The sequence below is a fragment of the Halovenus anhuiensis genome, from assembly GCF_037080055.1.
Taxonomy (GTDB): Archaea; Halobacteriota; Halobacteria; order Halobacteriales; family Haloarculaceae; genus Halovenus.
Genome location: NZ_JBAOJI010000005.1, coordinates 83102 through 107649 on the forward strand (window position 1 = coordinate 83102; position 24548 = coordinate 107649).

Consider the following 24548-nt stretch of genomic DNA (forward strand, 5'->3'; position numbering starts at 1 on the left):
TCTTTGCCGTCGAGAAAAATAGCCTTTTGCTCTCTGTACTCTGGCAATTGGGCACTCGGCCGGCGTGAGTCGCCGAAGGGGTAACGACTATCCGGGCTCCCGCCGTTGTGCTGTCCATGACCAACGGCTCACTCAATGCGCCCGCACGGACGGCCGTCGAGCAGTGTATGAATCTTCAGTCCGGGGAATCCTGTGCCATCGTCACCGACGACAAGCGCAAGGCGATTGCGGAGGCGCTGTACAGCGTCGCCTCGGGGATCACCGACGACACGGTGTTGCTCAGATACCCGCCGGGTGACCAGCACGGCGAGGAACCACCGGGGCCGGTCGCTGCGGCGATCCAGCACAGCGACGTGGTGCTCGCGCCGACGACGAAAAGTCTCAGCCACACGACCGCTCGCGTCGAGGCCTGCGAAGCGGGCGCCCGGATGGCGACGTTGCCCGGTATCACCGACGGCGTCTTCCTGATGGGGCTGGATGCCGACTACGAGGCAATTCGTGAGGAGTGTGCGAACCTCCTCGAACAGGTCTCGGAGGCCGAAGAGATTCGCGTCACCTCCCCGCAAGGCACCGATATCGCCTTCTATCCGGGTGAACGGGAGTGGCTGGAAGACACAGGAATCGTCCACGAGGCCGGCGAATTCTCGAATCTTCCCGCCGGAGAGGTGTTCATCAGTCCCGAGAGCGCAGATGGAACCGTCGTCGTCGACGGGACGATGATGCCCCACGGCCAACTGGACGAGGGTCACACCGTCGAGTTCACTGTCGAGGACGGTACGGTGACCAGTATCGAAGACGAGGGCCTCCGTGGAGAAGTCGAGGCCGCCGCCGAGGAGGCCGGCGAGGACGCCTACAACCTCGCCGAACTGGGCATCGGGACGAACATCGCCGTGACGGATCTCGTCGGGTCGGTGCTGCTCGACGAGAAAGCCGGCGGGACCGTCCACATCGCAATCGGTGACGACCACGGCATCGGCGGCGATATCGAGGTGCCGATCCACCTCGATGGCATTCTGACTGAACCGACCGTCTACGCAGATGGAGAGGAAGTGACTCTGCCATCAGCAGGGTTGTAATCTCCTGTGAACCGGTCGGGAGAGCGCCGCTGGTTTTGAGATTTGTCGATGCATGTATGTGTACCAGTACCCATTTTTGTCTTCCCCGCTAATATCGTGTAAGAATAAATGATTGGAATCGAGTCCCTGGAAAGTTCCTCCCAGTCAGGTGCGGCCGGACAACGCACTGAGCGCTTGCTCGCTGAACTCGGGCAAGCAGACCTATCCCGCCATCTGGCTCTCTTCTACGAGGAACCCGCCACGCAGGTGGAGATGGCCGCGACGTTCATCTGCTTCGGGTTGCAGTCCAACCAACGATGTCTCTACTTGCTCGACTCGAACGACCGTCGAAATCTCACAGCGGCGCTCGCGGACATGGGTATCGACGTGGAGAAACGGATTGCCGCGGGTGATCTGGAGATTAGCGATGCCTCCTCCGTCTATCTGGAGTCGGGATTCAAGCCGGACGAAATGATCGAAACGCTGGAAATCGCCGTCGAAACGAGCCTCGAAGACGGCTACGATGGGCTCTATGTAGCCGGGGAAAACACCTGGTGTTTCCATACCGAAACCTCGTTCGACCATATCCTCGATTTCGAGATTGACTTTGACGCGACCTGTCCGGAGTATCCCGTGACCGCACTGTGTCAGTACGACCTCAATCGGTTCTGTCAGGAATCAATCGCGAAAGCGCTGTGGACACACGAGCAGATCATCTACCGGTACGCGCTCTGTGAGAATCCGTATTATCTCTCGCCAGAAGAGTATCGCTCTCAGTCCGAGACGAGGCTGAATCCGAAACTCATGCTCGAACAGACCTACGACCTGGCGCAGTCACGGCGGCGATTGCGACGCAGAGAGCAACGACTCGAGGTCGTGAGTCGAGTACTTCGGCACAACATCCGCAACGATCTCAATGTCGTCTCTGGAAACATCGAACTCCTGCAAGAAGCCGACGCGCTGACCGCCGAGGACAGAGCACGCCTCGAAACCGCTCTCCAGCATATCGACGATGTCTCGGCAATTGCCGACAAGGCTCGATACGTCCAAGAGACTCTCGATCCCATGCGCGTCGAGCGTGTGTCTCTCGATTCGTTGCTCACCGAAGTCGTCGACGAAGTCTCGGAGGTGCTGCCGGAGGCGACAGTTCAGATCAACGAGCACGAGGAGTATCTCATCCTCGCAGACACCAACATCGGTGAAGCGATTTTCGAGTTGCTCACGACAATCCTTCGCTGCCAAGAGGGTGAGCCACCGACAGCAGGACTCAGCGTCGAGTCGACTTCGCCCGGCACTGTCCAGGTCCACGTCGAAGCGCCGGACCCGTTGATCCCGCCCAGTGATCGGCAGGCGCTTCGCCGAGGAACCGAAACCCAACTCCAACACGGTAGCGGACTCGGGCTCTGGCTGGTCAAGTGGATTATCGAAAACGGCTACGGGAGACTCGATCTTCCCGAGGATGAAACTCGACTTTCGTTCGAATTCAAGCGGGCGATGGAGTGATTCTCACGCGGAAATTACATTCGGAAGACCAGTGGGTTTAATTACCACCCTGTCGCAACAGGCTGTCATGAGGCAGAACATCAGGCTGTTTGGTCGGATTTCGTTGACGATGTTGTCGGTTGGGGTTGGGTTGGCAATCACATCATGGGTGCTCATGTGGTGGGTTGGGTCCACCGAGTTGGCGGGCGAGGGCTCGCTGATCGCCGGCGACGCGCTGTTGAATCTGGCGTCGCTGGTCGCTCTGCTCATCATCATCATGGCTGCGCCGGTCGTCGCCGGTATGGTCGGCGTCTTCGAGGGACTGCGCGAGTCGAACCCGATTCAGGGCGTCTGGATCGGGATCGGCTGTCTGCTGGGGGCTGCTGTGATGATCCCCGTCGCTGCAGTCGTTCTCGGCCTCGCCACCAGCGGGAGCGGCGGTCCGGGCCCGCTGGATCTAGTGACGATCACTGGATTGACGGGGCTGGCGAGTGCCTTCGCTGGCGGACTCAGTTCACAGATGACTGCCTGAGAGAACGGTCGGCCCGGTCTCGCCGTCAGGGTTCGAGCGAGACGAGGCCAGTCACTCGTGCCACGACGGTCACGAGCATCGCGAGTACCGCAACACCTAGGCCGGCGAAGCCGAAGGCCTGTCCGAGAACGGTCAACACGAGCGTCTCGGTGCTCTGTGTCTCGGGGGTCTCCTCCTCCTCGGTCGATCGGTCTTCCAGTTGCTCCTGATTGAGCGAGACATCCATGTGGAGGACAAGCCAGTTTTCGCCCTGCTGGTCGGCCGGTAAGTCGAGGAACCCGTCGATGGTCTGGCTCCCGGACCGTTCGTCGACAGTGAACTCGTTGTCGACGAGAGTAACCTCGGCCGAATCGCCGCTGAAGTCGGCCGTGCCGGTCAACTCGCCGCTTTCTCGGGTCGTTTGCACGGACTGGTAGGTGAACGACGCGTCCTGAATCGTCACGCGAAACTCTCCTTCAGCGGTCATCACGCCTGTCTCGGGATCGATCTCACCTTCGAGGCCGTCGATGACCTCGACTTCCGCTTCGAGTCCGAGGTCCTCACTGACGGTCAGTGCCGGAAAAGTAAGGTTCTGTGACTCCCACGTCCCGTCTTCGTTTACCTCGGCTTCGATCTGGATCGGTTCCTGTCCGTCTTCGAGTGCCGGGAACGGCGTCCCTTCCTCCTCCGCAGTCGCTTCGGAGTCCTGCGAGAACGAGACGTACCCGCCCTGACTCTCCGCGACGAAAGAAGTCAACTGGGTCTCGTTGGTGTCCTGTGCAACGCTGTGTGCGGTCCTATCGCCGGAGTCGCCGGCGGTCACAACACCACCCGCTGTGATCAGGAGAACAAGAGCACCCACGAGCAGAACTGTTCTGCCTGACAACCCCACATCTCGGATTCGTGTCATTCGATCACTACCTGGCATTGATCTTTCAGTTCCTCTGCTCCTCCGTTTACTACGACCCATATTAAGAACTATCGCATTCCTCCGGGAGAACTACCCACGAGTTGTAAGTTTATCAACGGCCCGCGGACGCCACGACGAGCAGTTCCTATCGCCAACTCCTCACAGACTCGAAATTATTGTCTGTTCTCCATCACATTCGGAGTTCGCCCACATAATTATATTTTAGATTACATTATCTGTATGCCAATCTCCTCTGGCTCGTTCGAGTCTCGATCTCCGAGTGGTCGGGGGGCACAGGTAGACAGATATATATGTCTGGCTCGTTCTTCTTCGAATGCTTATGTCCAACAACGAGGATACGTCGGAATCTCCGGCGGATCGAGTTCTTCCAGGGTACACTGGACAGTACGTCTGAAATCACAGACGCACGAATTTTCGACACCACGCTCCGCGACGGAGAGCAGACGCCACGGACTTCGTTTTCCTACGAGGACAAACGAGAGATAGCGGCGCTGCTCGACGATATGGGAACCCACGTCATCGAGGCTGGCTTCCCCGTTAACAGCGACGCGGAATTCGAGGCCGTCCGTGACATCGTCGAGGCGAGTTCGACGACAGTCTGCGGGCTGGCGCGTGTTGTCGAGGAAGATGTAGAGGCCGCGCTTGACAGCGGCGTCGATATGGTCCACGTCTTCGTGTCGACCAGCGACGTCCAACTCGAAGATTCGATGCACGCCACCCGCCGGGATGCGGCCGAGCGTGCCGTCGAGTCAGTCGAGCGCGTGAAAGAAGCCGGTGTCGAGTGTATGTTTTCCCCGATGGATGCGACACGCACCGACGAGGGATTCTTGCTCGATATCGTCGAGCAGACCGTCGACGCCGGCGCGGACTGGATCAACATCCCCGACACGACGGGGGTCGCGACGCCGACTCGCTTGCAGAAGATGGTCGGAAAAGTCGTTGAGGTCGCCGACGCCGGCGACGCGCGCGTGGACGTTCACACGCACGACGACTTCGGGTTGGCCTCGGCCAACGCCCTGGCCGGCTACGAGGCCGGTGCCAGTCAGGCGCAGGTGTCGGTCAACGGCATCGGCGAACGGGCCGGCAACGCCTCCTACGAGGAGGTCGTAATGGCGCTGAAGTCGTTGTACAACGTCGAGACGGGGATCGATACGACGAAGATCACCGAACTCTCCCGGATCGTCGAGGAGAAATCCGACGTGCCAGTGCCGGGCAACAAGCCCGTCGTCGGCGCGAATGCCTTCTCACACGAGAGCGGTATCCACGCTGCCGGCGTGATCGAAAACTCCGATACCTTCGAGCCGGGCGTGATGACTCCCGAGATGGTCGGTGCCGAGCGGGAACTCGTACTCGGGAAACACACCGGCACGCACTCCGTCCGGGAGCGACTGATCGAGGCTGGCTTCGACCCGACCGACGAGGAGGTCACCGAGGTCACGCGCCGAGTCAAAGACTTCGGTGCGGAAGCCCAGCGGGTGACGATGTCCGAACTGGAGAAGTTCGCCCGCGAGGTCGGCGTCGACCGCAACCGCGAAGGGGAGGTTCGGGCCTGAGCCCATGACCTCGCCGGCGTTCGCTTCCAGTCGACGAGCACCCGCAGAAGGGCCGCCAGCCGTGGTCGGCGCGGGCAACTCCCGCAACGACCACCAATGGCCCCGCCAGCGGGCCGTTCCGTCACGGAACGTTTATTATCTACCCCGAACAGAGATACGTACTGATGCGACAGCACGCTGGCAGTCGATGGCCGACCGTTGCCAGCAGCGGCGCCCGACGGGGCCAGCCCGTCATCGGCCGTATTGTAGGGGCGGTATAGCCCCTCTTCTCCCCACTCACCACTTTTCCGGATCGTATCGCCGTTCAGCCGAGATTCCAACAACAGAGACTATGAGACCGACACAGCCACTGGGGGGATGCACATGAGCGAACGTGCATCAGTCCCGAAAGAAGACAAAGAAGAACAGACGACGACAACCGACATCGAGACAGGTGCGGACGCGACCGTCGCCGCACTCGAAAACGCCGGCGTGAAGAACCTCTTCGGCGTGCAGGGCGGGGCGATCATGCCCGTCTACGATGCCCTGTACGAGCACGAGGAGATGACCCACTACACGATGGCCCACGAGCAGGGCGCGGTCCACGCTGCCGACGCCTACGGGATCGTCACCGGCGACCCCGGGGTCTGTATGGCCACCTCTGGCCCCGGTGCGACCAACCTCATCACCGGCATCGCCGACGCCAACATGGACTCGGACCCGCTGATCGCGCTGACGGGTCAGGTCCCGACGGATTTCGTCGGCAACGACGCCTTCCAGGAGACCGATACCATCGGCGTCACCCAGCCAATCACGAAGTACAACATCTTCGCCGACGACTCCGATACGGTCGGAGAGGATGTCGGCGAGGCGTGGGCGCTGGCCAACGAGGGCCGACAGGGGCCGACGCTGGTCGACCTGCCGAAAGACGTGACCAACGGCGAGACCGACACCGAGGCTGCCGTCGCGGAGACACCAGAGACGTACAACCCGCCGACGACGGCCGACAAGGTCATCGTCGAGGAGGCCGCGAAGACGCTGGCCGAGGCCGAACGACCGGCCATCCTCGCTGGTGGTGGCGTCATCAAGGGTGAAGCCTGCGACGAACTGCGAGAGTTCGCCCGCGAGTACGAGATTCCCGTACTCACGACGATGCCCGGAACCGGTGCTTTCCCCGAAGACGATCCGCTCGCACAGGGAATCGCTGGAATGCACGGCACCGGCTACGCGAATCTGGCTATCTCGAACTGCGACGTATTGGTCGGCGTCGGCACCCGCTTCGACGACCGCCTGACCGGCGATATCGAGACCTTCGCGCCCGACGCGGAGGTCATCCACGTCGATATCGATCCGGCGGAAATCTCGAAAAACGTCGAGGCCGACTACCCGCTGATCGGCGACGCGGGCATCGTCCTCGACCAACTCGACGACGAGATATCCGGCATGCCACCAGCCGACGAGTGGCGTGAGCAGTGCCAAACCTGGAAAGAAGAGTATCCGCTGGATTACGAGATGCCCGAAGACGACCCGCTGAAACCGCAGTACGTCGTCGAGAAGTACGACGAACTGACCCCCGACGACACGATCGTCGCGGCGGGCGTCGGCCAGCACCAGATGTGGGCCTGGCAGTTCTGGACCTGGAAAGAGCCCCGGACGTGGGTCACCTCCCACGGTCTCGGCACTATGGGATACGCAGTGCCCGCGGCAATCGGCGCGAAGATCGCAGCACCCGACAAGGAGGTCGTCGCCTTCGACGGCGACGGCTCCTTCCTGATGACCGCACAGGAACTCTCGGTCGCGGTCCGCGAGCAGTTGAACATCACCATCGTCGTCCTGAACAACGAGGCTGTCGGGATGGTCCGACAGTGGCAGGACGGCTTCTTCGAGGGCCGACGGATGGCTTCGGAGTATCCGTGGGTGCCCGAGTTCGACAAACTCGCCGAGGCCTTCGGTGCGCAGGGGCTGCGTGTCGAGGATCCCGACAACGTCGAGGAGACGATTCAGGAGGCCCGTGAGTACGATGGACCGTCAGTGATCGATGCGATCATCGATCCCGCAGAGAACGTCTACCCGATGGTGCCGAGCGGTGGCGACAACGCCCGCTTCGCACTGAACGAAGAACATCTGGAGCAACTATGACAAAAGGCGAACTCCCCGGTCCCGGTCCGGACGAGCGGATGCATCCGGAGGGACGACGGAACAGTCAGGGGATCAGGATCGATCCCGAGGCAGAGGCAGAACACCCACCGCAGCGAGCCGTCCTCTCGGCGCTGGTCAAACACGAACCCGGCGTGCTGGCGGAGGTCTCCGGCCTCTTTAGCCGCCGACAGTTCAACATCGAGTCGCTGACCGTCGGGACGACGGTCGACGACGATCTGGCCCGGATGACTATCGTCATCGAGGAGTCGGAACCCGGCGTCGAGCAGGCGAAAAAACAGCTCGAAAAGCTGATTCCCGTCATCTCGGTGCGCGAACTCGACCAGGACGCGGTCCAGCGCGAACTGGTCATCGTGAAAGTCAACGGCCGCGAACCGGACAAGGTCAACGCAATCACCGACATGTACGACGGCCAGACGCTGGACGCCGGGCCGCGGACGATCACCGTCGAAATCACCGGCAACGAGCAGAAGATCGACGACGCAATCGACGCATACGAGCAGTTCGGTATCCGAGAGATTGCACGGACGGGCTACGCCGCCATCGCGCGCGGTGAGGCACCGACCGCACAGGTCTCACGGCCGAATCAGGCTCCGACAGAAGCGCAGGTCGCAACAGAAGAGCGCGCAGACGACTAACAATGACAGACGAGTTTACGACGACAGTCTACTACGACGACGACGCTGAGGAATCGTACATCGAAGACAAAACGGTCGCGGTACTCGGCTACGGCAGCCAGGGTCACGCCCACGCCCAGAATCTCGACGACAGCGGTGTCGACGTGATCGTCGGCCTGCGAGAGGATTCGTCCTCCCGGTCTGAAGTCGAGGCTGACGGCCTCGAAGTTGCGACGCCGGACGTGGCGGCCGAGCAGGCAGACACGGTGGTCATGCTGATCCCGGACACGGTCCAGCCGGCTGTCTACGAGGCCATCAAGGACGGTCTCGACGAGGGCGACACGCTCCAGTTCGCACACGGCTTCAACATCCACTACGGGCAGATCGAACCGCCGGAACACGTCGACGTGACGATGGTCGCGCCGAAATCGCCGGGCCACCTGGTCCGCCGAACCTACAAGCGTGGCGAGGGCACGCCCGGACTGCTGGCGGTCTATCAGGACGCGACCGGCCAGGCCCACGAAGAAGGACTCGCCTACGCCGAGGCAATCGGCTGCACCCGGGCGGGCGTCATCGAGACGACCTTCCGCGAGGAGACCGAGACTGACCTGTTCGGCGAGCAGGCCGTCCTCTGTGGCGGTGTGACCGAGATGGTCAAAGCCGGCTTCGAGACGCTCGTCGACGCGGGCTACTCACCGGAGATGGCCTACTTCGAGTGTCTGAACGAACTCAAGCTGATTGTCGACCTGATGTACGAGGGCGGCCACATGGAGATGTGGAACTCCGTCTCTGACACCGCCGAGTACGGTGGCCTGACCCGCGGCGAGGAGGTCATCGACCGCGAGGGGATGGAAGAGATCCTCGAAGGCGTCCAGAACGGCGAGTTCGCCCGCGAGTGGATCTCGGAGAACCAGGCCAACCGGCCGGCCTACAAGCAGTACCGCAGCGCGGAACAGAACCACCAGATCGAGGAGGTCGGCGAACGCCTCCGAGAGCTGTTCGAGTGGGGTGAACAGGAATGAATATGCAGGACATCGATCACACACATCCAAACACGGGCACAGCATTCGGACAGAACTACTACGACTCGGGCACGGTGGCCACAGATGGCGGCCGCGACGAGGACGAAGAGACGATGGAAGACGTCGACCACGAGCCGCCGAGTGAAGGTGCAACACGCTCCTTCGAGCGCGGCACAGAAGGACGCGAGAGGTCTGTATAATGAGCGAAAACACACTGTACGACAAAGTCTGGGAGAAGCACAAAGTAACTGAACTGCCGAACGGACAGGATCAACTGTTCATCGGGCTGCACCTCGTCCACGAAGTGACGAGTCCGCAGGCCTTCCACATGCTGGAAGAGAAAGGTCACCAGGTGGCCTACCCGAACCGGACGTTCGCGACGACCGACCACATCGTCCCGACGACGCCGGAAGGCCGAGAACGACCGCTGAACGACCCCGAAGCCGAGGAGATGCTCTCCGCGCTGGAAGAGAACGTCGACGACAACGGCATCACCTTCTTTGGACTGGAGTCGGGCAAACAGGGGATCACCCACGTCGTCGCCCCGGAGCTCGGACTGAGCCAGCCCGGGATGACCGTCGCCTGTGGTGACTCCCACACCGCGACCCACGGCGCTTTCGGCTCCATCGGCGTCGGGATCGGTACCTCCCAGATCCGGGACGTGCTCTCGACTGGCTGTATCGCCGCCGAGAAGCAGAACGTCCGCCGCGTCGAGGTCAACGGCGAACTCGGCAAGGGCGTCTACGCCAAGGACATCATCCTGAAGATCATCCAGGAACTGGGCGTCGACGGCGGCGTCGGCCACGTCTACGAGTACGGCGGCTCTGCGATCCGCGATCTGGACATGGAAGGTCGACTCGCGATCTGTAACATGTCCATCGAGGGTGGCGCTCGTGCGGGTTACATCAACCCTGACGAGACCACCTACGAGTACCTCGAAGGTCGGGAGTACGTCCCCGAGGGCGAGGAGTTCGAGGAACTCAAGCAGTACTGGGATTCGATCAGCTCCGACGACGACGCCGAGTACGACGACATCGTCGAAATCGACGCCGACACCATCGCGCCGATGGTCACCTGGGGAATCAACCCCGGACAGGTCATCGAAATCGACGATCCGATCCCCGAACCGGACGACTTCGAGGCTCGGACCGACCGCGAGGCCGCCGAGCAAGCACTCGACCACATGAACCACTCGCCCGGCGACACGATGGAAGGCTACGACGTTGACGTTGCCTTCCTGGGTACCTGTACGAACGGCCGCGTCAAGGACTTCGAGGTGGCGGCCAAAGTCCTCGAAGGCCGGCAGGTCGACCCCGACGTGCGCGCACTTGCCGTGCCAGGGTCCGAGACCGTCCGGCAGGAGTGTGAGGAACGCGGCATCGATCAGACGTTCATCGAGGCTGGCTTCCAGTGGCGGCAGGCCGGTTGTTCGATGTGTCTCGCGATGAACCAGGATTCGCTGGAAGGAGACGAGGTCTGTGCGTCCTCGTCGAACCGGAACTTCATCGGTCGGCAGGGCTCGAAAGAGGGCCGCACAGTCCTGATGAGTCCCGCGATGGTCGCTGCCGCGGCCGTCGAGGGCGAAGTCGTCGACGTGCGCGACCACTTCGATACCGAGTTGCCGAGTGGGACCAATCGCGCCGAGGAGGTGGCGGACTAATGCCTGAAGATATCCAGATCAGCGCGGTCGGCGGTACCGGCGTCCCCATCCCGGGCGACGACGTGGACACCGACCAGATCCTGCCGGCGCGGTTCATGAAGGAGGTCACCTTCGAGAACATGGCGGATTACCTGTTCTACGACGCCCGCCGTGACGAGGACGGCGAGTTCAACGACCACCCGCTCAACCGCTTCGAGGGGGCCTCGATTGCGGTCGTCAACTCCAACTTCGGCTGTGGCTCCTCACGCGAACACGCGCCGCAGGCGATGATGCGCTGGGGCGCCGACGGCGTCGTCGGCGAGTCCTTTGCGGAAATCTTCCGCGACAACTGCAAATCGCTGGGGATTCCGGCCATCACGGCCTCCCACGAAGAAGTCTCCGCGCTACAGGAGTGGATCGAAGCCAATCCTGACGGCGACATCGAAATCGACGTGGAGGAAGAGACGGTCACCTACGACGATACCGTCATCGAGGGGAACATCGACAACGCGATGAAAGAGGCGCTGATCGAAGGCATCTGGGACACGACCCAGTTGATGTACTCGAACCTCTCGAAAGTCGAACAGACCGCGGCCGGTCTGCCCTACGTCGAAGAAGCCTGAACGGCCGGCGCTTGGCACTTTCTAATTCTCAGAGCTGTCACTGTCGAACGGAGAGAGCCGAATAGAGCGGTCCGCAGGAACAGTTACGACGAGCCAGCGCGTGTCGCTTCCGTGTACTCCGGGGTCGGATCCTCGACCCCCGAGAGATACGCCGCGAGGTCCGTCGTCGAGAGCATGCCGATGACGTGGTCGTCGTTGTCGACGACTGGCAGGTGATGAATGTTGTAGGTGATGAGTCGGTCGGCGGCTTCCTGGACCGAATCCTGCGCGCCGACGGTAACTACATCTTCGGTCATGTAATCCATCACTGAACTCTCGTCTTTCGGATCGTTCTCGGCGACGATGTGGACGAAGTCTGTGCTCGTGAGAATCCCGCGGAGTCTGTCGTTCTCGTCGACTACGACCACCGAGCCGATGGTGTTGTCACGGAGCAGTTCCGCGGCCTGTTCGACGCTCGTTCCTGGTCGCACTGTCACCACGTCCGAGGACATCAGTCGTCCGACGAATATGTCTTCCATGATTGTTCCTGACAGTCCGTGCTCCTAAGCAGTATCGGTTTTGGTCGATATTGCCCACATCGACGACGCGTTCGGGATATCGACATCCTCTTTTCCGCGCCACGTGGAGAACGGAGCATGACTCACGAGATTGCGGTCATCCCAGGCGACGGAATCGGACAGGAGGTCACACCCGCGGCTGTCGACGTGCTCGAGGAACTGAACATCGACTTCGAGTTCGTCTACGGCGATGCTGGCGACGAGACACAGGCCGAAACCGGCGAGGCACTGCCCGAGGAGACGGCAGAAATTGCAGCCGATGCGGACGCGACGCTGTTCGGCGCGGCCGGCGAGACGGCCGCGGACGTAATCCTGCCGCTGCGCTCCATCGTTGGCTCGTTCGCGAACGTCCGTCCTGCCCGCGCCTACCCGGGCCTCGACGCACTCCAGCCCGACACGGATCTGGTCTTCATCCGGGAGAATACTGAAGGAGTGTACTCCGGCATCGAAGACGAGATTACCGACGGTGTCCGGACGCTGACCCGAGTTATCACCGAAGACGCCTCCGAAGAGATTGCCGAGTACGGCTTCCAGTACGCCAAGCGAAACGACTACGACGACGTGACCATCGCCCACAAAGCGAACGTGATGCGCGAGACTGACGGCCTCTTTCTCGATGTCGCAGAGCGCGTCGCGGAGGAGCGCGGCGCAGAGTACGACACCGCGCTGATGGACGCCCTGGCGATGCACCTCGCGATGACGCCCGAAGACTACGGTGTCGTCATCTGTCCGAATCTGGCCGGCGATATGCTCTCGGATCTGGCCGCCGGGCTAGTCGGCGGACTCGGTCTGCTTCCCTCGGCGAACATCGGCGAGGAGAACGCGCTGTTCGAGCCAGTCCACGGCTCCGCGCCGGACATTGCCGGCGAAGGCGTCGCCAACCCGTCGGCGATGATTCTCTCGGCAGCGATGATGCTCGATCACCTCGAATATTCCGAGGAAGCCGGTGCCGTCCGCTCGGCCGTCGAGAGCGTCCTCGACTCGGGGCCGCGGACGCCCGACCTCGGCGGCTCTGCCTCGACCGACGAGATGACCGAGGCGATCATCGACGAACTCTAATCGGGTTTGACGAGCTTGTTGCCGTCCTCGGCGAGCAGCCCACGGTCGATAGCGATATCGAGAACCTCCGCGCAGTCGGCTTCTGAAAGGTCGTAGGTACTCGCTGCGACCGCCATCAGTTCCGTTCGGTCGACGGGGAATTCCCGGTTTTGCAGCAGCCGCATGACCTTGTTGTACTCCAGTGCCGAGATCGACCGGCGCTGCTGGTCGGCGTCGTCGCTTTCGGTAGTCGTCGGATCGTCGGCTCCGCTCTCGGTGGGCGCCGGATCGTCTGCTCCGTTCCCGGCCGAACTGGGTTCGCCGGCAGAGTCGGAATCGGTGTGATTGTCACCTGCTGATTCGGAGACTCCGGGGCCAGTCGCCGCACTCTCGTCCGACTCGGCTTCCTCAGAGGAGTCGTCATCGAAGGCGATTTCCTCGTCTTGCGCGCCCGGTTCGGTCGTCTCGTCGGAGTCTGCTCCGGAACTCATCGCATCGATCGCTTCGAGATCATCCTTGACCTCTTCTGCTGGCTCCTCGGCCGCCGTTCCGGAATCGGGGCGTAATTCCTCGGGGATGTCCGCCTCCATCTCCGACTGAAGATCGTCGTCGTCGTCCGGCGGCGTCCCGGGATCGTTCTCGAAGTCGAAGCCGCCGTCGTCTTCGCTGTCGTCTGATTCGTCGTCCGTGTAGTCGGATGCTTCGTAGTCTTGTTCGATTGACTCGGTCGTTCCCGGATCGTCCGTATCGGTGTCGAGATCGAACGGGTCCTCGGTATCCATCGCGTCGGGATCGACAGCTTCCTCGCCGTTCGTCTCCGGCTCTACCGGTGGCTGGTCGTCGCTGGAGTGGTCGTCGTCACCGCTGGCTAGATCGTCTGCTTCGCTAGCTGCGAGTTCGTCGGGAATCTCGATTTCGCCGTCGAGGACCTCTTCGATGTCGGCATCCCCGGTCGCGATTTCGTCGGCCTGCAGGATACTCGGATCGATGCCATCCTCGTCGGCCGGTGAGTCCTCACTCCGATCCGACGGCTCGACGTGCTCGTCGCCACTAACGGAATCGTCTGACGAGGACAGTGGGTCGTCGTCACCGACCGGCTCCGGTTCGGGCTCTTCGTCCGAGTCCGCCTGCGTCGCGCGCTCGGTGTCCTCGCCTTCGTCACCGGTGGCTGGTTCTGGCTCGTCCTCCGATGGAATCTCCGGCTCCAGGTCGCCTTCGGCAGGATCCTCAGCATCGGCTGCGATCGGTTCGTCGTCGGCCAGCCCTTCGGGTTCAGCCGTTGGCTCGTCTTCGAGTGTTGCTGAATCCTCCGGTTCAGACTCACGTTCGGCTGCTGTCGCTTCCGGCTGGTCCGCGTCGGAGTCCGCAGCCCCCGAAGATTGGTCCGTCTCTGGCTCACTCTCCGCAAATTCGTCGGGGACGTTCGGTTGCATTTCGTCTTGAATGTCGGTTTCCCAGCCGCCGGAGGCCGATTCGTCGGCGTCGGCAGCGATCCCCGGTACTTCGTTGACATCCTCGTCGTCCGGCAGTTCCTCGGGATCAGTTGTGATCGGTTCGGGGCTCAGATCATCCTCACGATCGGCCGGTGTCGTGGTGCCCTCGGCTTGCTCGCCCCACTCTCCGGGATCCGGATCCCACTCGTCGGCTGGCTCTTCTTGGGCTGCTGCTGTCGTCGCGTTGGCTTGATCGTCCAGTTCCTGTGTGTCGGCGTCCTCGTCCGCAGAGTCCGACTCCCCGTCGGCTTCGGCAGATGGCTCTTCGTCGACCTGTGGTGGCTGCTCGTTGCTCTCGTCTTCGAGCAACTCCGACGGTTCTTTGTTACCGACTTCGGGCTCTCCGGTCTCGTCGTCGTGGCCCCCGTCGCCCGCCCCGGCCTCGTCCGATGATGCTTCGGCCGGGACCGTTTCACCGATCCCGGTCGCGTCGAGCAGCCGATCCAGTTTGTGTCGACAACTCGCACAGAGCGTGACAGATTGTGCCCCATCGGAGGGCTCGATGGTGTACGCGCCCAGTGGCTCGTCGAGGGCGGCCCCACAGAAGTAACACGATGAGAGATGGTCCATGTGGCTACGAGGGTGCCATCAGGGCAAAAAGCCAGCGACTGTTTTTATTGGCTCGCGTACACGAACGCTCGGAGCAGTTTTGCCCCGAGCGCCGCCGCCTGCCCGTGGTCTCGGTCGTTCACTTCGACGAGATCACAGCCGACCGCCTGCGGGGCAACGTCACGGACGACCTCCCGCATCGTCCGTGGTTCGAGCCCGAACGGCTCCGGCGTCCCGGTCCCCGGTGCGAATCCCGGATCGGCCGCGTCGATGTCGATGCTGAGATAGACTTCACCCGAGCGGTCGAGTTCCCACGATGGAACCCGCTCCGGTTCGACGACGGTCACGTCTTCGCTGTCGGCCCGCTCCCACTCGGCTTCCGATCCCGAACGAGCGCCGAGGACGACGACTTCGTCGACGGTGTCGAGTGCGTGGTGGCTCACGGTGGCGTGGCTGAGCGGATTGCCGGCGTAGGATTCTCGGAGGTCGAGATGGGCGTCGAGACAGACGTAGACATCGGGGTCGAGCGCGCGCAGTGCAGCGATCGTCACCGTGTGTTCGCCGCCCAGCAGGAGGGGTGTCGCTCCCTCGTCGTCGAAATCGGCGAGTGTGCCGGAGAGAAAGTCGAGATACTCACTGGTATCGTCGGTCGGATGGACGTCACCGTGGTCGTAGACTGCACAATCGGTAAAACGAGTGTCCGTCGACTGGTCGTAATCCTCGAAGGGTCGGGCAGCGTGGCGCAACTCCCGCGGACCGAACCGAGTTCCCGGCTGGAAACTCGTGCTCGCATCGAGCGGGGCCCCCACGATCGCAAACGAGGCCTCGTCGCGGTCGGCCACGGCCCCCGGAAACATCAGACGATCTTGCGCTGGCCCTCGAATTCGAGGAATTCGATCTCGTCGTCGGCGGCCAGGTCCTCGTCACCGGCTTTCATGACGAAGTTGTCGTACGTTTCCAGATCCATCACCTGAATCTCGTCGGAGCGAACGTCGATGACCTGCCCCTGCTTGCGGTTGATGATCGGGACCCAGACCTTCGCGTCGACTGGCTGGGAGAGCGAGCGTTTCTGCCCGTCGAAAACACCCTCGGCGTCGATTCGGGCCTTGGCGCTGCCGTGTTTGCCCGGCTTTGCCGTACTGTAGGAGGTGATCTTACACGGTGTCTCTTCGATAAGTACGTAACTTCCTTCGTCGAGTTCGCGGACCTCGGTCTGCTGCTTTGCCATGTCCCGCTGTTGTCTACCTGTGAGTATAAACGGTTTGGAATCGAGGCGAGCGGGTTCGGGACTCAGCGTTCGTCACTCTCGGAATTTTCACGTTCCTCGACTGGGATCGTACTCCCACTGGCTCCGGACTGAGAGCCGCTTTCGGCCCCTGGTGTCCCGGTTGGAGATGGTCCGTCAGCGCCACCAGCCCCTGAGCCGCCGAGGGCTTCACCCAGTCCAACAGCGTCGCTGTCGCTCTCGCCCTCGCGTTCGCGCATCCGCTGTCTGGTAAACTGTGGCTGGCCGCTGAACCCGCGGTCTTTCGTGAAGGAGCGATAGAGCAGAAAGCCGACGACTGCAGTCGGGACGACGGCAGCGAGTGCCGCCGGGACGCTCTCGAAGATGTACAGCAGTGTTGCCGAGACTGTGCCGGCGGTGAACAACATCCCGAAGATCATCCGTTTGGCCAGTCGGTCGAGGTAGTCGTTGTCGTCTTCGAGTTCGGCCTTCACACGCAGGTCGTTGCGCTGCATCCGATCCAGCGTGGATTCGAGTTTCGGCGGGACTCTGACCGCCGACGTGGCCGCGTCGCCGACCTCCTGCACGCGGTCGGTGACGAACTCCCGGGCACCCCGTTCGAGATAGCCCTGCTTGCGGAGGTAGTCCGTGGCCACCGAGATAAAATCGAACTCGGGATCCAGCGTGACACAGACGCCCTCGACAACCGTCGCGACCCGGAGGACGAGCGCGAGATTCGAGGGAAGCCGCAGCGGGAACTCGTAGATGGTGTCCTCGACCTGCTCGATGATCTGCTGGACACGGTACTGTTCGACCTCCTCGCCGCGAACGTCGGCGATGGCGATTTCCATCACGTCTGCCATCACGTCGCGGTCGGCCTCTGGCGAGAGCGTCCCCATCTCGACGAGCGTATCGAGAATGGCGTCGATATCTTGCCGGGCAACAGCGGTGTAGAAGTCGACGATCCTGTCCTGTACGAACGGATCAACGAAGCCGCTCATCCCGAAGTCGTAGAAAATGAGTGTCCCGTCGTCGGCGACGGCCAGATTCCCGGGGTGGGGGTCTGCGTGGAAGATACCGTCCTCGACGATCATCTGGAGGTAGGTCTCCTGCAGCGTCGTCGCGAGTTCCGAGCGGTCGAGTCGCTTGGCGTCCAGTTCCTCCAGATCGTTGATCTTCGTCCCGCCGACGTACTCCATCGTGAGCACCCGCCCAGTCGAGTGCGACTCGATCAACTGTGGGATTCGGACACTGTCGTTGTCGGCGAAGTTCTCGCGGATGCGTTCGAGCATCTCGCCTTCGCGCTCGTAGTCCATCTCTTGGTGGATCGTCTTGTCGAATTCGTCGGCGAGCGTTTTGAGTGAGAACGACCGAGCGTCCTCGACGAACCGCATGAGGATCGGAAGGCTCCACCGTATTACCCGGAGGTCGGCCTCGACTAACTCCTCGATACCGGGTCGTCGGACTTTGACGGCGACATCCTGACCGTCGATCTGGGCGCGGTAGACCTGTCCAAGACTCGCTCCGCTGATCGGAGCCCGGTCGAACTCGGCGAAAGCCTCCGAGAGTGGCCCGAGTTCTTCTTCGAGCACCTGTTCGGCCTCGGACCACTCCGCCGGCGGCACTTCGTCCTGCAGTTTCGAGAATTCAGCGATGTACTCCGGCGGAAGTACGTCTGGTCGCGTCGAGAGCAGTTGTCCGAGTTTGATGAACGTCGGCCCGAGTGTGAGCAGTGAGTTGAGCAGTTTCTTCGCGCGAGTGCGGCGCTGGGCGCTGGATACCTCGCGAGGGCCACCGACGATCAGAAAGCGTCGACGGTCCCGCAGGTAGGCGACGATCAGGGGGAAAAACTGCCAGATGACGATAACGAACCGCCAGTATGCACGGGGATTCACCACGGCGACACCTCAGTGTCAGCCCTCGTTGACGGGAATCGACGTTTCGGCAGTGGCGGCGTGTTTGGGCACGCGGAGTTCGAGGACGCCACGCTCGACGGTCGCTTCGGCTGCCGTCGGATCGGCATCCGGCGGAAGTGGCAGGTCGACATCGAGAAACAGCGACCGTTCCTCTGAGAGAAACCGGAACTCGCGGGAGGCGTCCTTGCTGCGTCGAGCCTCGATCCGCAGTCGGTTGCTCTCGGCGCTGATGTCGATGGTCTCGGCAGTCGCTCCCGGAAGATCGATCACGAGGAGATACCCCTCCTCGTCCTCCAGGATATCGGCGAACACGGCCTCTGGCAGATCACGCAACGCATCGCGCAGCGCTGACATAAACGGGGGTACGGACGGAACAGTCGTAAACCCCCCGGTCGCGGCAGCGAACAAACGCCGTCGTTTTACGGACTGAGCGGATATATGAGTGTAATGAGCCACGATTCGAGCGAGCGACCTGACGGCGACCTGCGGAACACTGGTATGTCCCTGCGCCACGACCGCGAGTGGGATTACGAACTCGACCGCATCGCCGAGGCCGTCGACGAACGCGACGCCGAGACTGTCGGCCTGCAGTTCCCCGAAGGACTGAAACGCCGCGGCCCGGGCGTTGCCGACGACCTCCGCGAACTGCTTCCCGACGATGTCTCCGTGATGATCTCCGGCCAGCCCTGCTACGGCGCCTGCGATCTGGACACCTACATGATGAAACGGACCGACGTGTTCGTCCACTTCGGCCACTCGCCGATGAAAGACTCCGACCGGATCATCTACGTCCCTCTCTTTTCCAACGTCGACGTGTTCCCGATTGTCGACCGCGCACTCGACGAGGAACTCGCCCCGCCCGAGGAAGACCCGGACGTGGGCCTCGTCACCACCGCCCAGCACATGAACAAGTTCGACGAGATGCGGGAGTATCTCGAAGACGAGGGCTACACCGTTCACGTCCGTCGCGGTGACGAGCGCCTCACCCACGAGGGACAGGTACTCGGTTGTAACTACGCCTCCGCGGATGTCGACGCCGAGCAGATGCTCTACGTCGGCGGCGGCAAGTTCCACCCCCTCGGACTGGCGATGGAACACCCCGAGAAACACGTCGTCATCGCCGACCCGGTCAACAACACGGTCTCTGTCGCGGACACAGAGAAGTTCATGAAACAGCGGTACGCGACCGTCCACAAGGCAATGGACGCCGATAGCTGGGGCGTGATCTTCTGTACGAAGATCGGACAGGGCCGCTGGGATCAGGCCCAGGAAATCGTCGAGAACAACGACGACGCTTACCTCATCACGATGGACGAAGTCACCCCGGACCGACTGCGGAACTTCGGACTCGACGCCTACGTGAACACTGGCTGTCCCCGGATCACGACCGACGACGGGCCGCAGTTCCACAAGCCGATGCTCACCCCTGGCGAGTACGAGATTGCAATCGGCGAGAAACCGCTCGATAGCCTCGAATTCGATACCTTCCACGGGACGTGGTGAGCCGTTCAGAAGAGGCCGAAAAATCTGCCCCCGTCATCATCCGAGTCTCCTCCTGAGGCGGTATCTGCATCACGGTACGCCCGCCGTTCTGGCCCCAGATCGCCGACACCGATCGATCCCGACGAGACCTCCGAGGGATCGCGGTACGCCTCCCTGGGTACCGCTTCGAGTGTGTCGTATCCCTCGGCTTCGAGAAACGCCGCGAGGTTGCGCGCGTACTCGGCCGAAGCCGCCTTCGTCTCGTCGTCCTGTAGTGCGAACCCGTCCCGAACGTATTCGGGGACTCCCCGCGTCTTCGTCCGGTCTTCCGCACACTCTGCGATCGCTTTTAGCGTCCGCGGTGATTCGGTCTCGAAGCCCTCGACCAGGAACTCCGGGATCGTCTCGTCAGGCCTCGGTATGTCTGTCATTAGCACGAACATTCATGCAGATTTGATTTAATTCTTTGTATCACTTAAATTATACCGGGCCTGGGTGTTTATCTCGCCGCGGTAACGTTAGAACAGTTCTTCTGCCAACCAGAGTAATTACTTACAGTTATCCATAACACTTTTAGTATTAACAGTAGTATTCTCTGGAGATGTCGACACGGAGTCAACTGACCCAGCAACTCGGGGTCGTCGCGGGGTTCGACGATCCCCGGGTCGATCTGGAGCAGTACCGCACGCCGCCGGAGCTAGCCTCGTATCTCGTCCACGTGGCCGATCTACAGGGAGATATCGAAGATCGGACGGTGATCGATCTCGGCTGTGGGACGGGGATGCTGGGACTGGCGGCGACGCTGCGGGGACCGCGGCGAGTCGTCGGCGTGGATATCGACGATGCCGCGCTGGGGACTGCCCAGGAGAACCGCCGTCGGATCGCCGCGACGAGTTCGGTGTCGTGGGTGCAGGCCGATGCGACCCAGATCCCACTGGATCCGTCGGATGGGGTGACGGTCGTGATGAATCCGCCCTTCGGCGCGCAGAACGGCAACGAACACGCCGACCGGGCGTTTCTGGAGACGACCGCGGAGATTGCCGAGGTCTCCTATTCGATTCACAACGCGGGCAGTGCCGACTTCGTCGAGTCCTTCGCGACTGACCACGGTGGCGAGATGACCCACGCCTACAGCGCCGAGTTCGACCTGCCGAAGACCTTCGAACATCAGTCCGAGCAGTCCCGGACAATCGACGTGGAACTGTTCCGCATCGAGTGGTAGCGGACGCGGGAGAGGACGGATTTATTGCGGTATAGACACACACGTCGGACGTGACAGCAGCCGAAGCCGACGGAGTGGAGACCGCTGGGGACGGCGAGGGACCCCGACCGACGGCACCCGACGAGCGCATCGTCAGCCTCGACGTGCTCCGGGGAATCGCGATTTTCGGGATTCTCGTCATCAATATTCAGTCGTTTTCGATGCCGACCATCGTGCGGATCAACCCGACGCAGTACGGTGAGTTCAGCGGCGTCGAACAGCTGATCTGGCTCGGCAGCCACGTCTTTTTCGAGCAGAAATTCATCGCGCTGTTCTCGCTGATGTTCGGGGCCGGTATCGTCCTGTTCATGCAGTCGAAGCAGGAGGCCGACGGTTCGGCGATGCTGATCCATTACCGGCGCACTGCGGTGTTGCTACTCATCGGGCTGGGACACGCCTACCTGCTGTGGGACGGCGATATTCTCGTCATCTACGCGCTGTGTGGCTTCTGGTCCGTGCTGTTCTGGGAGGAGAGCCCGCGACAGCTACTCGCTATCGGTGCGGTACTCATCGCAATTCCGACGCTTCTGAGTATCGACGCCGCTTTCCGGATCGGACTGTCGGCAACTCACGACGCGTGGACAGCCTCCGAGGCGGCAATCCAGGCCGAGATTACCGCGTACCAGGGCTCGTGGCTCGATGGATTCGCCCAGCGACGCGACGCCGCAATCGCGGCACACACGACGCAGTTTCTCAGTTCGACCGCGTGGCGATACACGGGGCTGATGCTGTGGGGGATGGCGCTGTACAAGACCGGACTGCTGACAAACGACTGGTCCCGAAAGGCGTACCGACGGCTGATCCTCGTCGGGGCAACAGTGGGCTTCGCCTTCGTGGGTGCGGGGGTCTGGCTGGTGTTCAGCTACGACTGGGCTGGCGGCGCAGGTATTCTCCACTGGGAACTAAACAACATCGGGGCGCTGTTTCTCGCGCCGGCGTACGCCAGTCTCGTGATGTACTACTGCAAGGACCGAGTTTCGGGACCGCTGATCACCGCCTGTCAGGCTGTCGGTCGAACTGCGCTCAGCAACTATCTGTTCCAGACAGTCGCTGCGACGACGATATTCTACGGATACGGACTCGGACTGTACGGGCAGGTTACCCGTGTCGAACAGATGGCGGTCATACTCGTGATCTGGCTGGTTCAGGCAGTTCTCTCCATACTGTGGCTACGACGGTTCGAGTACGGCCCCGTAGAGTGGCTCTGGCGGCGCGGCACCTACGGTGACTGGCGGTAACTCGCAATTAGATCGAATTATTTAATAACTGGTATAACAGTTCGTGGGATATGTCGAGTTTCTCGTCTCGTCGGAGAGTGTTATCGGCAACAGGCGCTGCCGTGGTGGGGGCTCTCGCTGGCTGTCTGGACACGTCAGAATCTGAAGATATCGACATCACAGTGAGTAATGCGTCTGACACCGGAATCAGCTACGAGGTGCTGGTCGAAGCGTTCGAGGAAACTGGCGTGATCGAAGTCGGGGGCACCGATCAGTACGACGCCGAACTCAGCCAGCCCAGTTCGTCGAGCCAGTTCGAGGTCGTTGCGACCTTCGAGACACAGGGGGCCGACGACAGCCAAGACGGGACGAATGGTTCGAACAACGAGACTGACGGCACCGAGGCCGACGGGAACGAAACTGACGGGGAAGACTCAGAGGCTGAACAGTTCGAGCGAACAATCAGCCTCCAATCCGATGTCGTCGAACTCTCTGTCACCTATACTGGCGGGCAGATGACGGTAAATCCAGTCGTCGAGAACGACTGATCTTCGCCTGCCTACGACCTGAAGGCCGCGATCTGGACGACAGTCCCCTCGTGCGAGGCGAACAGCGCCGGGCCGTCGCGGCTGAACGTGATGTTCTCGACTGTAATCTGTTCACCCTCCCTGGGGATTCCTTCGACACCCACCACCTCCCCGTCTCGTTCGAGAACGACTTCGTAGAACTCCGTTGCCGGGCGAATCGTCGGGATGGTTCCGTTGATTCGCAAACGGGCGGTCGCAGGCTCGTCGGCGTACAACTGTCGCCACTGGTCGTCGTGGTTCCCGAAGATTTTGTAGGTGGCATTCGAGCCGGCGACTTCCCAGCCAGTCCGGCGGATATCGACCGTTTCACGCCACGTTCCGTCGCCGAGAGCGATCGTCGCCGACCGCTGTGTCGCGAGCTGTTGCTCGGAGGCCGCGACTTCCCAGCTATTGCGCTGTTCGCTGACGACGATCACCCCGCTTCTGGTGACGCCCGCCCCGCCGAAACCGGGGAGTTCGACCGCCGAGATGTACTGATCTTCGACATCCTCGGCGTAGACGACTGTGTAATCCCGAACTTCGATGGCCTCACCCCCCTCCGTCGCGGGACCGCCCTCGACGGGAACGAGGTTGTACGGGAGGCCGATCACCGCGAGACCGACGACGATTGCGAGGAGGATGCCGGCCGCCGCCGTCCCCGAACTCAGACCCGAATACGGTATCGAGGGCCCGTCGACGGGACGAGCAGCGACCGCAACGACCGCTGCGAGGACGAAGACGCCAGCGGCCCCGACTGCGGTGAACAGAATGTACGTCTCCTCGCCGAGAAACCAGTAGACGGACTGCAGCGAACGGGTGACCGAAAAGACGAGTGCAGCGGTGAAGACCGCGTAGAAACCCCGTTCTCGGCCCCGATAGCGGAGGAGGACAACCCCAAGCAATGCACCGACGAGCAACCCGTAGAGGTGGCCCTGCACTGCGATGTTGGCCCACGACGGTCGGACGAACTGTTGCTCTGCCTGCGCGATGACAAAGGGGTCGGTGACCGCGTTGTACAGCAGTCGCACGACGTGAATCCCGACGATTGCGAAAACAGTCTCGACTGGTGCGGTGATGATCGTAAAGCCGGCGAAGGCGAAGACGACACCGGAGAAGCCGATAACTGCACCCGGGACGATGACGCTTCCGAGAACTCCGACGCCGCCGACCCCGAGCACGAACAGACCGATCCGAGCGTAGGGGTTCGACCGCCATCCGGTCAGGTCTGGATCGTCAGGATAGTGTCGCCAGACGTACTCCGCCAGCGGGGCGAAGGCGACCGTTCCGATCATATTCCCGGTCAGATGGCCGTCACTGAAGTGTGCGAACGATGAGAGGAGAATCCCTCGCGGGTACCACAGCGACCACGACCGGAAACCAGTGACGATCGGCCCGCCTTCTTTGCCGCCCCCCTGAAGGAGATAGTAGACGGCGACGACGAGGAGGATGACGACCAGCGTTCCCCACGGAATCCCGAAGACGAATCGCTCTCGGGGGCCGGCGAGCAGTCGGGTCCAGTCTTCGGTGCGAGTCAGCACGAACGCGGAGATGACGAGTCCTGCGGCGAGGATAGCCAGACTCCCAACGCGGAGGACTGTCTCGTCGATACCAAGCACCTCGCTCATTACAGTCACACCGGGACGGGACCCTCTTAAACGTCTAGCGACGGGGCTAG

The 24548-nt window shown here is 61.9% G+C and carries 24 protein-coding genes; 15 read left to right on the forward strand and 9 right to left on the reverse strand.

All coding sequences use genetic code 11. From position 1 onward, the window contains the following. The first annotated feature begins 116 nt into the window (after positions 1–116). From V8P86_RS12810 to V8P86_RS12820, 3 genes are all read left to right on the forward strand, one after another. Complete coding sequence (locus V8P86_RS12810) at positions 117–1076, forward strand: aminopeptidase (RefSeq protein WP_336327667.1); 960 nt, start codon at positions 117–119, stop codon at positions 1074–1076. A gap of 108 nt (positions 1077–1184) precedes the next feature. Then, positions 1185–2558, forward strand: a complete 1374-nt coding sequence (locus V8P86_RS12815; RefSeq protein ID WP_336327668.1) for an MEDS domain-containing protein — start codon at positions 1185–1187, stop codon at positions 2556–2558. A gap of 67 nt (positions 2559–2625) precedes the next feature. Next, positions 2626–3069, forward strand: coding sequence for a hypothetical protein (locus V8P86_RS12820; RefSeq protein ID WP_336327669.1), 444 nt, complete (start codon positions 2626–2628; stop codon positions 3067–3069). Between the two features lie 25 nt (positions 3070–3094). On the opposite strand, the gene V8P86_RS12825 is transcribed toward V8P86_RS12820, so the two are convergent. Beyond that, the gene (locus tag V8P86_RS12825) at positions 3095–3958 is read right to left on the reverse strand and encodes a hypothetical protein (RefSeq protein ID WP_336327670.1); all 864 of its coding nucleotides are present in this window, start codon (positions 3956–3958) and stop codon (positions 3095–3097) included. A gap of 311 nt (positions 3959–4269) precedes the next feature. Between V8P86_RS12825 and V8P86_RS12830 the strand changes: the two genes are divergently transcribed. From V8P86_RS12830 to V8P86_RS12860, 7 genes are all read left to right on the forward strand, one after another. After that, entirely contained in the window at positions 4270–5532 is a 1263-nt protein-coding gene (locus tag V8P86_RS12830; RefSeq protein WP_336327671.1) for a LeuA family protein, read from the forward strand. A gap of 363 nt (positions 5533–5895) precedes the next feature. Next, on the forward strand, positions 5896–7650 hold the full coding sequence (ilvB, locus tag V8P86_RS12835) for a biosynthetic-type acetolactate synthase large subunit (protein ID WP_336327672.1): 1755 nt from the start codon (positions 5896–5898) through the stop codon (positions 7648–7650). Next, positions 7647–8306 carry an acetolactate synthase small subunit gene (gene ilvN, locus V8P86_RS12840; protein ID WP_336327673.1) on the forward strand — a complete coding sequence of 220 codons (660 nt, stop codon included), beginning with the start codon at positions 7647–7649 and terminating at the stop codon, positions 8304–8306. Before ilvB ends, ilvN begins: the two co-directional genes overlap by 4 nt. A 2-nt stretch (positions 8307–8308) precedes the next feature. Beyond that, entirely contained in the window at positions 8309–9307 is a 999-nt protein-coding gene (gene ilvC / locus V8P86_RS12845; protein ID WP_336327674.1) for a ketol-acid reductoisomerase, read from the forward strand. After that, a complete protein-coding gene (locus tag V8P86_RS12850) occupies positions 9304–9507 on the forward strand; it encodes a DUF7989 family protein (protein ID WP_336327675.1) in 204 nt (67 codons plus the stop codon). The genes ilvC and V8P86_RS12850 overlap by 4 nt, the downstream gene beginning before the upstream one ends. Next, positions 9507–10967: a 3-isopropylmalate dehydratase large subunit gene (gene leuC, locus V8P86_RS12855; RefSeq protein ID WP_336327676.1), complete on the forward strand. Its 1461-nt coding sequence runs from the start codon at positions 9507–9509 to the stop codon at positions 10965–10967. The genes V8P86_RS12850 and leuC overlap by 1 nt, the downstream gene beginning before the upstream one ends. Beyond that, positions 10967–11569, forward strand: coding sequence for a 3-isopropylmalate dehydratase small subunit (locus V8P86_RS12860; RefSeq protein ID WP_336327677.1), 603 nt, complete (start codon positions 10967–10969; stop codon positions 11567–11569). Before leuC ends, V8P86_RS12860 begins: the two co-directional genes overlap by 1 nt. Positions 11570–11652: 83 nt before the next feature. Here V8P86_RS12860 and V8P86_RS12865 read toward each other — a convergent pair whose 3' ends face one another. Continuing rightward, positions 11653–12087 (reverse strand): CBS domain-containing protein, encoded by a 435-nt coding sequence (locus tag V8P86_RS12865; RefSeq protein ID WP_336327678.1) that lies wholly within the window; start codon positions 12085–12087, stop codon positions 11653–11655. Between the two features lie 117 nt (positions 12088–12204). On the opposite strand from V8P86_RS12865, the gene V8P86_RS12870 reads away from it, so the two are divergent. Continuing rightward, positions 12205–13185 carry an isocitrate/isopropylmalate family dehydrogenase gene (locus tag V8P86_RS12870; RefSeq protein ID WP_336327679.1) on the forward strand — a complete coding sequence of 327 codons (981 nt, stop codon included), beginning with the start codon at positions 12205–12207 and terminating at the stop codon, positions 13183–13185. Here the strand turns inward: V8P86_RS12870 and V8P86_RS12875 are convergent. The 5 genes from V8P86_RS12875 to V8P86_RS12895 form a co-directional block, all read right to left on the reverse strand. Further along, positions 13182–15227 (reverse strand): midas domain-containing protein, encoded by a 2046-nt coding sequence (locus V8P86_RS12875; RefSeq protein WP_336327680.1) that lies wholly within the window; start codon positions 15225–15227, stop codon positions 13182–13184. The two genes, V8P86_RS12870 and V8P86_RS12875, sit on opposite strands and share 4 nt — an antisense overlap. A 44-nt stretch (positions 15228–15271) precedes the next feature. After that, positions 15272–16063, reverse strand: a complete 792-nt coding sequence (locus V8P86_RS12880) for an agmatinase family protein (protein WP_336327681.1) — start codon at positions 16061–16063, stop codon at positions 15272–15274. After that, the gene (locus V8P86_RS12885) at positions 16063–16434 is read right to left on the reverse strand and encodes a translation initiation factor IF-5A (RefSeq protein WP_336327682.1); all 372 of its coding nucleotides are present in this window, start codon (positions 16432–16434) and stop codon (positions 16063–16065) included. Before V8P86_RS12885 ends, V8P86_RS12880 begins: the two co-directional genes overlap by 1 nt. A 62-nt stretch (positions 16435–16496) precedes the next feature. Further along, entirely contained in the window at positions 16497–18326 is a 1830-nt protein-coding gene (locus V8P86_RS12890; protein ID WP_336327683.1) for an ABC1 kinase family protein, read from the reverse strand. Positions 18327–18344: 18 nt separating this feature from the next. Then, the gene (locus tag V8P86_RS12895) at positions 18345–18701 is read right to left on the reverse strand and encodes an Hsp20/alpha crystallin family protein (protein WP_336327684.1); all 357 of its coding nucleotides are present in this window, start codon (positions 18699–18701) and stop codon (positions 18345–18347) included. 93 nt (positions 18702–18794) lie between these two features. Here V8P86_RS12895 and dph2 point away from each other — a divergent pair, with 93 nt between their 5' ends. Next, positions 18795–19850, forward strand: a complete 1056-nt coding sequence (gene dph2, locus V8P86_RS12900; protein WP_336327685.1) for a diphthamide biosynthesis enzyme Dph2 — start codon at positions 18795–18797, stop codon at positions 19848–19850. Positions 19851–19855: 5 nt separating this feature from the next. Here dph2 and V8P86_RS12905 read toward each other — a convergent pair whose 3' ends face one another. After that, positions 19856–20260, reverse strand: coding sequence for a hypothetical protein (locus V8P86_RS12905; RefSeq protein ID WP_336327686.1), 405 nt, complete (start codon positions 20258–20260; stop codon positions 19856–19858). Between the two features lie 170 nt (positions 20261–20430). Here V8P86_RS12905 and V8P86_RS12910 point away from each other — a divergent pair, with 170 nt between their 5' ends. The 3 genes from V8P86_RS12910 to V8P86_RS12920 are packed head-to-tail and all read left to right on the forward strand — an operon-like array spanning position 20431 to position 22855. Beyond that, positions 20431–21051 (forward strand): METTL5 family protein, encoded by a 621-nt coding sequence (locus V8P86_RS12910; protein ID WP_336327687.1) that lies wholly within the window; start codon positions 20431–20433, stop codon positions 21049–21051. A gap of 50 nt (positions 21052–21101) precedes the next feature. Next, complete coding sequence (locus V8P86_RS12915; RefSeq protein WP_336327688.1) at positions 21102–22328, forward strand: DUF418 domain-containing protein; 1227 nt, start codon at positions 21102–21104, stop codon at positions 22326–22328. Positions 22329–22378: 50 nt separating this feature from the next. Then, entirely contained in the window at positions 22379–22855 is a 477-nt protein-coding gene (locus V8P86_RS12920; protein WP_336327689.1) for a hypothetical protein, read from the forward strand. Between the two features lie 11 nt (positions 22856–22866). Here the strand turns inward: V8P86_RS12920 and V8P86_RS12925 are convergent, their stop codons facing one another. Further along, positions 22867–24498 (reverse strand): rhomboid family intramembrane serine protease, encoded by a 1632-nt coding sequence (locus V8P86_RS12925; protein ID WP_336327690.1) that lies wholly within the window; start codon positions 24496–24498, stop codon positions 22867–22869. Positions 24499–24548: the final 50 nt, after the last annotated feature.